Source organism: Heliobacterium chlorum, from assembly GCF_014502795.1.
GTDB lineage: Bacteria > Bacillota > Desulfitobacteriia > Heliobacteriales > Heliobacteriaceae > Heliobacterium > Heliobacterium chlorum.
The window spans coordinates 81594-87593 of the sequence record NZ_JACVHF010000016.1 but is presented as its reverse complement, the minus strand read 5'-3'; the positions used below and the strand labels follow the sequence as shown (position 1 = coordinate 87593).

9 protein-coding genes, 2 tRNA genes and 1 rRNA gene are annotated in these 6000 nt (G+C 50.2%); 10 read left to right on the top strand and 2 right to left on the bottom strand.

Annotated features, from left to right (window positions below; all coding sequences use genetic code 11):
* The 3 genes from H1S01_RS14370 (at nucleotide 1) to rrf (ending at nucleotide 276) form a co-directional block, all read left to right on the top strand.
* A tRNA-Asn gene (locus H1S01_RS14370) sits at nucleotides 1-75 on the top strand.
* Between the two features lie 4 nt (nucleotides 76-79).
* Nucleotides 80-155, top strand: a tRNA-Met gene (locus tag H1S01_RS14365).
* A gap of 4 nt (nucleotides 156-159) precedes the next feature.
* A 5S ribosomal RNA gene (rrf, locus tag H1S01_RS14360) occupies nucleotides 160-276 on the top strand.
* A 48-nt stretch (nucleotides 277-324) separates the two neighbouring features.
* Here the strand turns inward: rrf and H1S01_RS14355 are convergent.
* Nucleotides 325-489, bottom strand: a complete 165-nt coding sequence (locus H1S01_RS14355) for a hypothetical protein (RefSeq protein ID WP_188041114.1) — start codon at nucleotides 487-489, stop codon at nucleotides 325-327.
* A gap of 187 nt (nucleotides 490-676) precedes the next feature.
* On the opposite strand from H1S01_RS14355, the gene H1S01_RS14350 reads away from it, so the two are divergent.
* Genes H1S01_RS14350 through H1S01_RS14340 form a run of 3 tightly spaced genes read left to right on the top strand, consistent with a single transcriptional unit; the run spans nucleotide 677 to nucleotide 2106 of the window.
* A complete protein-coding gene (locus tag H1S01_RS14350; protein ID WP_188041113.1) occupies nucleotides 677-1102 on the top strand; it encodes a DUF3842 family protein in 426 nt (141 codons plus the stop codon).
* Nucleotides 1095-1292 carry a CooT family nickel-binding protein gene (locus H1S01_RS14345; RefSeq protein WP_188041112.1) on the top strand — a complete coding sequence of 66 codons (198 nt, stop codon included), beginning with the start codon at nucleotides 1095-1097 and terminating at the stop codon, nucleotides 1290-1292. Before H1S01_RS14350 ends, H1S01_RS14345 begins: the two co-directional genes overlap by 8 nt.
* Nucleotides 1293-1338: 46 nt before the next feature.
* Nucleotides 1339-2106 carry a YebC/PmpR family DNA-binding transcriptional regulator gene (locus tag H1S01_RS14340; RefSeq protein ID WP_188041111.1) on the top strand — a complete coding sequence of 256 codons (768 nt, stop codon included), beginning with the start codon at nucleotides 1339-1341 and terminating at the stop codon, nucleotides 2104-2106.
* Nucleotides 2107-2215: 109 nt separating this feature from the next.
* Here the strand turns inward: H1S01_RS14340 and H1S01_RS14335 are convergent, their stop codons facing one another.
* Nucleotides 2216-2686 (bottom strand): Lrp/AsnC family transcriptional regulator, encoded by a 471-nt coding sequence (locus H1S01_RS14335; protein WP_188041110.1) that lies wholly within the window; start codon nucleotides 2684-2686, stop codon nucleotides 2216-2218.
* Between the two features lie 264 nt (nucleotides 2687-2950).
* Here H1S01_RS14335 and H1S01_RS14330 point away from each other — a divergent pair, with 264 nt between their 5' ends.
* The 4 genes from H1S01_RS14330 to ruvB are packed head-to-tail and all read left to right on the top strand — an operon-like array spanning nucleotide 2951 to nucleotide 5932.
* Nucleotides 2951-3511 (top strand): hypothetical protein, encoded by a 561-nt coding sequence (locus H1S01_RS14330; RefSeq protein ID WP_188041109.1) that lies wholly within the window; start codon nucleotides 2951-2953, stop codon nucleotides 3509-3511.
* Nucleotides 3512-3570: 59 nt separating this feature from the next.
* Complete coding sequence (gene ruvC / locus H1S01_RS14325; protein WP_155476873.1) at nucleotides 3571-4059, top strand: crossover junction endodeoxyribonuclease RuvC; 489 nt, start codon at nucleotides 3571-3573, stop codon at nucleotides 4057-4059.
* Nucleotides 4056-4823, top strand: coding sequence for a Holliday junction branch migration protein RuvA (gene ruvA / locus H1S01_RS14320; protein ID WP_188041108.1), 768 nt, complete (start codon nucleotides 4056-4058; stop codon nucleotides 4821-4823). Before ruvC ends, ruvA begins: the two co-directional genes overlap by 4 nt.
* 14 nt (nucleotides 4824-4837) lie before the next feature.
* Nucleotides 4838-5932 (top strand): Holliday junction branch migration DNA helicase RuvB, encoded by a 1095-nt coding sequence (gene ruvB, locus H1S01_RS14315; protein WP_188041107.1) that lies wholly within the window; start codon nucleotides 4838-4840, stop codon nucleotides 5930-5932.
* Nucleotides 5933-6000: the final 68 nt, after the last annotated feature.

The window sequence follows — 6000 nt, the reverse complement described above, 5'->3', positions numbered from 1 at the left end:
TCCTCGATAGCTCAACGGTAGAGCAACCGGCTGTTAACCGGTAGGTTGTAGGTTCGAATCCTACTCGAGGAGCCAATGTCGCGGGGTGGAGCAGTTGGTAGCTCGTCGGGCTCATAACCCGAAGGTCACAGGTTCGAGTCCTGTCCCCGCAACCAAAGACCTGGTGACAATGGCGGAGGGGTCACACCCGTTCCCATCCCGAACACGGAAGTTAAGCCCTCCTGCGCCGATGGTACTTGGGGCGTTGGCCCCTGGGAGAGTAGGTCGTTGCCGGATGAAAGCAAAGAACCAATGATAGAATGTCATTGGTTCTTTGCTTTTATTTTAACATTCGGTTTCTTCTGGTTCGGGGACGACCGGACTCGTAGGAGGAAATGTACAAGGGGTACAGGTTCGGCGGCGTCGACGGCGGCAGCGAGCGCGGATAATCACCTGCTCGCCCGGGCGCAGAGTGATCACCCGAACTGTCCTTTGACGGCAACGTCTCATTTAACTCACCTCCTTTGCAATCCCATACTACATAGTATGTTAAATGGAAAATAATTGTCATTTGATTCTCTTTTGGGGCGAATATCAGATGAAGGAAAAGTGAAAATAGCGATGTTGTTCATACCACCGGGGAACGGTTAAAATAAAGATGAAAATGCCGCAAAGCGGCTCATGGAAAGGGCGTTTCATGCGTATCGCAGTAATAGACGGCCAAGGTGGAGGCATTGGTAAACATATTGTAGAAAAGCTTCGGCAGGAATTTAACGACAAGGTTGAAATCTGGGCTTTTGGCACCAATGCATTGGCCACAGCGGCGATGATGAAGGCGGGGGCTAATGACGGCGCTACCGGTGAAAATGCAATGGTTCAAAACTTGTCCGATGTTGACATTATCGTAGGTTCTGTTGCCATCGTCGCTGCCCATAGCATGTTGGGGGAAATGACACCTTTCATGGCAGAGGCAGTTACAAAGTCGAAGGCGAGGAAGATGCTAATCCCGCTCAACCGGTGTCGTATAGAAATCGTGGGTATCAAGTCAGAGCCTTTACCACACCAGGTCCATCATTTGGTGAAGCGGATTCGAGAGCTATGGGAGGTTGAACAAAGTGTGTGAGGCAAATGCCTATATCCGCCGGAACGGCCATGATGAATTAGTTCTAGAGGCGGTCGATAAACTCATCCCTGAAAATAACCAAGTCTCTATGGTCAACATATTCGGGCAACAAAAAATAGTGAAAGCTCGCGTTATAGAGCTATCACTGGTAGACCATAAAATCATTCTAGAAGAAATTACAAACCTTTAATCTTATGCTAAAATACCTATTTGGATAATGTATAAGGGGGAAGCACATGTCTGGTCATTCTAAATGGGCAAATATTAAGCACAAAAAAGCCAAAGTTGATGCACAAAAGGGTAAGATTTTTACCAAAGTCGGCCGTGAATTAATTGTTGCCGCTCGCCAGGGCGGGGGCGATCCGAATAACAATTTTCGCTTGAAGATTGCCATCCAAAAGGCGAAGGAAGTGAACATGCCTAACGACAATATTCAACGGGCGATTCAACGAGGCTTGGGTGGCACGGAAGGCGCCAACTATGAAGAGATCGTCTACGAGGGATATGGTCCCGGCGGTGTAGCTATTATGATTGAGGCGATGACCGATAATCGTAACCGCACCGCTGGAGAAGTTCGACATCTATTCTCTAAGAGCGGCGGCAACCTGGGAGAGTCCGGTTGCGTATCCTGGATTTTTGAATCCAAAGGTGTAATCCGTATCAACACCGATCTCGAAGCAGGCGGAATAACCGTCGATGAGGAAGAGTTTATGTTGACAGCCCTCGAAGCGGGTGCATTGGATGTAGCTATCGATGGGGATGAGGCGGAAGTCCTAACAGCACCGGATGAACTGTCCACAGTTCGCCAGGCTATCGAAGATGGCGGGTACCCCATATCCTCTGCTGAAGTCACTCTGGTACCTCAAAACACGATGGAAATCACCGATAAAGATATGGCAATAAAATTGCTCAAGCTGATGGACGCTTTGGAAGAGCATGACGACGTGCAAAACGCCTATGCCAATTTTGATATTGATGATGAACTAATGGAGCAGCTAGGCTAATCTCTAATTGGAAGAAATCGCACTGTGCACATGTACAACTTGTATCGCCATAAAGTACAAAGCAAAAAAGGAGTCCCTACGGGGCTCCTTTTTTGTTCGAATCGATATATCAGGCTGTCTGATCGTCTTCGCGAAGAGGTAAAATACTCTCCTCTTTCGGGGTGGCCAGTGCAATTGAGGTACGGGTGTGACTAACACCGGGAATGGTTAGAATGTAGGTGGTCAAAACATTTTCAAGCTCTAATGTGTCTTTTACTCGAATTTTCAAAAAAAAGCCGTCTTCGCCTGTTACGCGATGACATTCCATTATGTAGGGACAACTTTCAACTTGTTCGATAAAAGCTTGGTAAGAACTGGGATGATCGAGCCGCAGGGATACAAATGCTGTTAGACCGAGGTCTAGGGCTTGGGGATTTAACCGGGCTTGAAAACCCCGAATGACCCCTTTTTCCTCCAACTTTTTGATTCGTTCGGCCACTGCCGGCGACGAGAGGCCGACAAGCGATGCCAATTCAGTTTGTGTGACTCGTCCATTTCGCTGGAGGTGCTGAAGAATTCGGCAATCTACGGCATCATACATAAATTTTTGGCCTCCTTGCCTAAAACCACCAACCATTTGATAAGAATATATAAAAAATTTGAGGAAAAGTCAAGGTATAAACCTATTTCAATCAAAAATCTAAGGAATGTTTCACCTTTTTGAGAATGGGAAAGAATAGTAAATGTAATTCTGGTTGAAGTTTGCTATTGAGTACCGAAGAAAAAAGGTGAATTGCTAATGAACCCTGTCCAAGAGACTCACACATATAAAAAAAGTGAGAAAGGTTCCTGGAGATTCGCCGTTTTGGCCTTAATTTCTCTGTATTTCCTGACTTTTACCTTGACGTATATGACGGTTTTCGCCTATGATTTTATGGTTGTAAACGGGCAGAGCTCTTGGAAGGAACGGTTTGGAAAAGACTACCTCGATCGTCCCATTGCTCCGGGTGTCGCTATCACCGTTGAAACGACTCATCAATTATGTGGACACAAGACGATTGAAAATCTCGATCGTCCAGAAGATTGGACTGGTCGACCTTTTCGGGAGTTAATGCAGCGATATCCGGAGAAAGAGGGTTGGCAATGGGAACTCCGACCGGGAAACATTATTTTTTCACGGTCGGTGACGGGCCTTTGCGCCGATGATAGCGCTAAACGGCATCTCGGTGTGTCCGAAGGTGTCGTGGCTGTCATCGTAGGTCCTCCGGGGGTGTACGGGGGCATTGATCGACTAACCAATATAGAAGTCAGTCGTCTGCCGGAACCGCTCCGTCGGATGGCCGAAGCAGGCTGGCTGACACCGGAGCTTGAAAATGACATATCCCTCTATCTGGATGGCATGGACGAATCTAACAGTCATAAATAAAAGGAATCCTCCGAACATCGTCGAATACCTTTAGGGTATAACACAGGGAGGTGGCAGAGCTGGTCATCCTGGGAATCGACCCGGGGACAGCCATTTGTGGTTACGGTCTGATCGAGATGTGTGGTAACCGCCTGTCGGCGATCGCCTATGGCGCCATACGCACCCCAGCCCATACCCCCCTGGCATCCCGGCTTCTGACAATATTTAATGACCTCGAAGCGATTATTGCCGAGTACAAACCAGAACTTATCGCCGTAGAGGAACTTTTTTTCAGCCGCAATGTGACGACAGCTCTCGCCGTAGGCCATGCGAGGGGAACGGTTCTGCTGGCGGCGGCCCGGGCTGGGTTGCCGGTGAATGAATACAAGCCGGCCCAAGTTAAGCAGGCCGTGGTCGGCTATGGTCGTGCAGAAAAAAGTCAAGTTCAGGAAATGGTTCGCCGCTTGCTGGCCTTGCAGGATACGCCCAAGCCCGATGATGTGGCTGATGCACTGGCCGTGGCCATCTGCTGTGCCCATAGTTTGACTTGGGAGGTGGCCTATCGATGATCGCTTTTTTGCGTGGCCGCCTCGTGGGACGGGGAGAGGACTGCCTATTAGTTGATGTATCCGGCGTCGGGTACCGCGTATTCGTACCGGCGACTCTCTTCGGCTCTTTGCCTCGGGAAGGCGAGGAGGTACTCATTCATACGTATTTTCATTTGCGAGAGGATCAAGCCCAACTATACGGTTTTCTGAGTGAAGACGAGCTGGAGTTCTTCCGGCTGCTTCTGGAAGTGAGCGGTATAGGACCGAAAGTCGGGTTGGGGATTCTTTCGTCTTTTTCTGCCACCGATGTACAGCGGGCGATCATCTCAGAAGATGTGATGGCATTAACCCGGATCCCCGGAATTGGACGAAAAACGGCTCAGCGGCTCGTGATTGAACTGAGGGACAAGCTGCTGAAACAGGGGCTGCGAATCGTCCGCGTCGCCGTTGAGCGTCAAGAAACGGCTGAAGAGGAAACAGCGGCTACCGCAACGCTAGACACATCGACGGTGACGGAAACGGGACAAACACCTTCTGAGGTGAGTCCAGCCGATTCTTCGGAAGCTTCTAAATCCCGTTCGAAGAAAAAGTCTCCTGCCTCGGTGCCTCCGTCCCGGTTATGGAAAACGACCGCCCGCGATGACGCCTTTTCGGCCCTACAGTCCTTAGGCTATTCTTCCAATGAGGCTCGGGACGCCTTAATCGATGCGGCCCCTTCAGTGTCACCGGAGGCTGACGTGGAAATGTGGTTGAAGGCGGCCTTGAAGAGTTTGGCATCGAAGTAAGGGGGTAGGGCGAAATGGATGAGCGAATTGTCACTGCCGCCAAGCGGACGGAAGACGGAGACGCCGAATGGAGTTTGCGACCGCGAACGCTGCGGGAATATATCGGCCAAGAAAAGCTCAAGGAAAATCTGACTGTTTTTATTCAAGCGGCTATGGGCCGACGGGAGCCTTTGGACCATGTGCTCCTCTATGGTCCTCCCGGTCTGGGAAAAACAACCTTAGCTCAGATTATCGCTCAGGAGTTGGGGGTTCAGTTGCGGGTCACTTCGGGACCAGCCATTGAACGTCCCGGCGATCTGGCTGCGATTTTGACGAATCTACAGCCAATGGATGTTCTGTTTATCGATGAAATCCACCGCCTAAACCGGGCGGTAGAAGAAGTGCTGTACCCAGCGATGGAAGATTTTTGTCTTGATATCGTCATCGGTAAGGGACCTGCGGCCCGTTCCATTCGGATCGATCTGCCTCGTTTTACCTTAGTCGGGGCGACGACGCGGGCAGGTATGCTGACTTCTCCTCTTCGAGATCGTTTCGGCGTAATTCACCGCCTCGAATATTACCGTCCCGATGAGCTAGAATATATTATCACTCGTGCCGCTTCGATCCTCGGCGTGGGTATTCAACCGGAAGGAGCCCGGGAAATCGCCCTTCGTTCCCGCGGTACGCCTCGTATCGCCAACCGCCTGCTGAAACGGGTTCGCGATTACGCCCAGGTTCTCTCTGATGGAGTTATCAACCAAGAGGTGGCAGCAGAAGCGCTGCGCCGCTTAGAAGTTGACCCACGGGGGCTCGACACGACAGACCAGCGCATGCTGGAAGCATTAATCTGTAGGTTTGCCGGCGGTCCTGTCGGTGTAGAGACGCTGGCAGCAGCCATCAGTGAGTCTGTCGATACGGTGGAAGATGTGGTAGAACCCTATCTAATGCAGCTAGGCTTTTTAAATCGCACTCCTCGAGGCAGGATGGCTACAGTGACCGCTTGTGAGCACATGAGATTACCGATCCCACAAGGCTTAATGTCCCTGCTCGATCCTCGTACAGCGTCAGGGACGAAAGAAGGTGCTTCAGAACAAGCGGGGTTACTCTTTGAGGGTGAATCCGAGGTCTAAAAAGAGCCTAAATAATGCGTTCATATAACAAAGAGCAAAAAGAGATCAACTCGTAAATCCAAATTCGT

What these genes read in the sequence shown, in the direction of transcription:
- H1S01_RS14355 (WP_188041114.1), bottom strand. Translation starts at nt 489, where the DNA reads ATGAGACGTTGCCGTCAAAGGACAGTTCGGGTGATCACTCTGCGCCCG.
- H1S01_RS14350 (WP_188041113.1), top strand. Translation starts at nt 677, where the DNA reads ATGCGTATCGCAGTAATAGACGGCCAAGGTGGAGGCATTGGTAAACAT.
- H1S01_RS14340 (WP_188041111.1), top strand. Translation starts at nt 1,339, where the DNA reads ATGTCTGGTCATTCTAAATGGGCAAATATTAAGCACAAAAAAGCCAAA.
- H1S01_RS14335 (WP_188041110.1), bottom strand. Translation starts at nt 2,686, where the DNA reads ATGTATGATGCCGTAGATTGCCGAATTCTTCAGCACCTCCAGCGAAAT.
- ruvA (WP_188041108.1), top strand. Translation starts at nt 4,056, where the DNA reads ATGATCGCTTTTTTGCGTGGCCGCCTCGTGGGACGGGGAGAGGACTGC.
- ruvB (WP_188041107.1), top strand. Translation starts at nt 4,838, where the DNA reads ATGGATGAGCGAATTGTCACTGCCGCCAAGCGGACGGAAGACGGAGAC.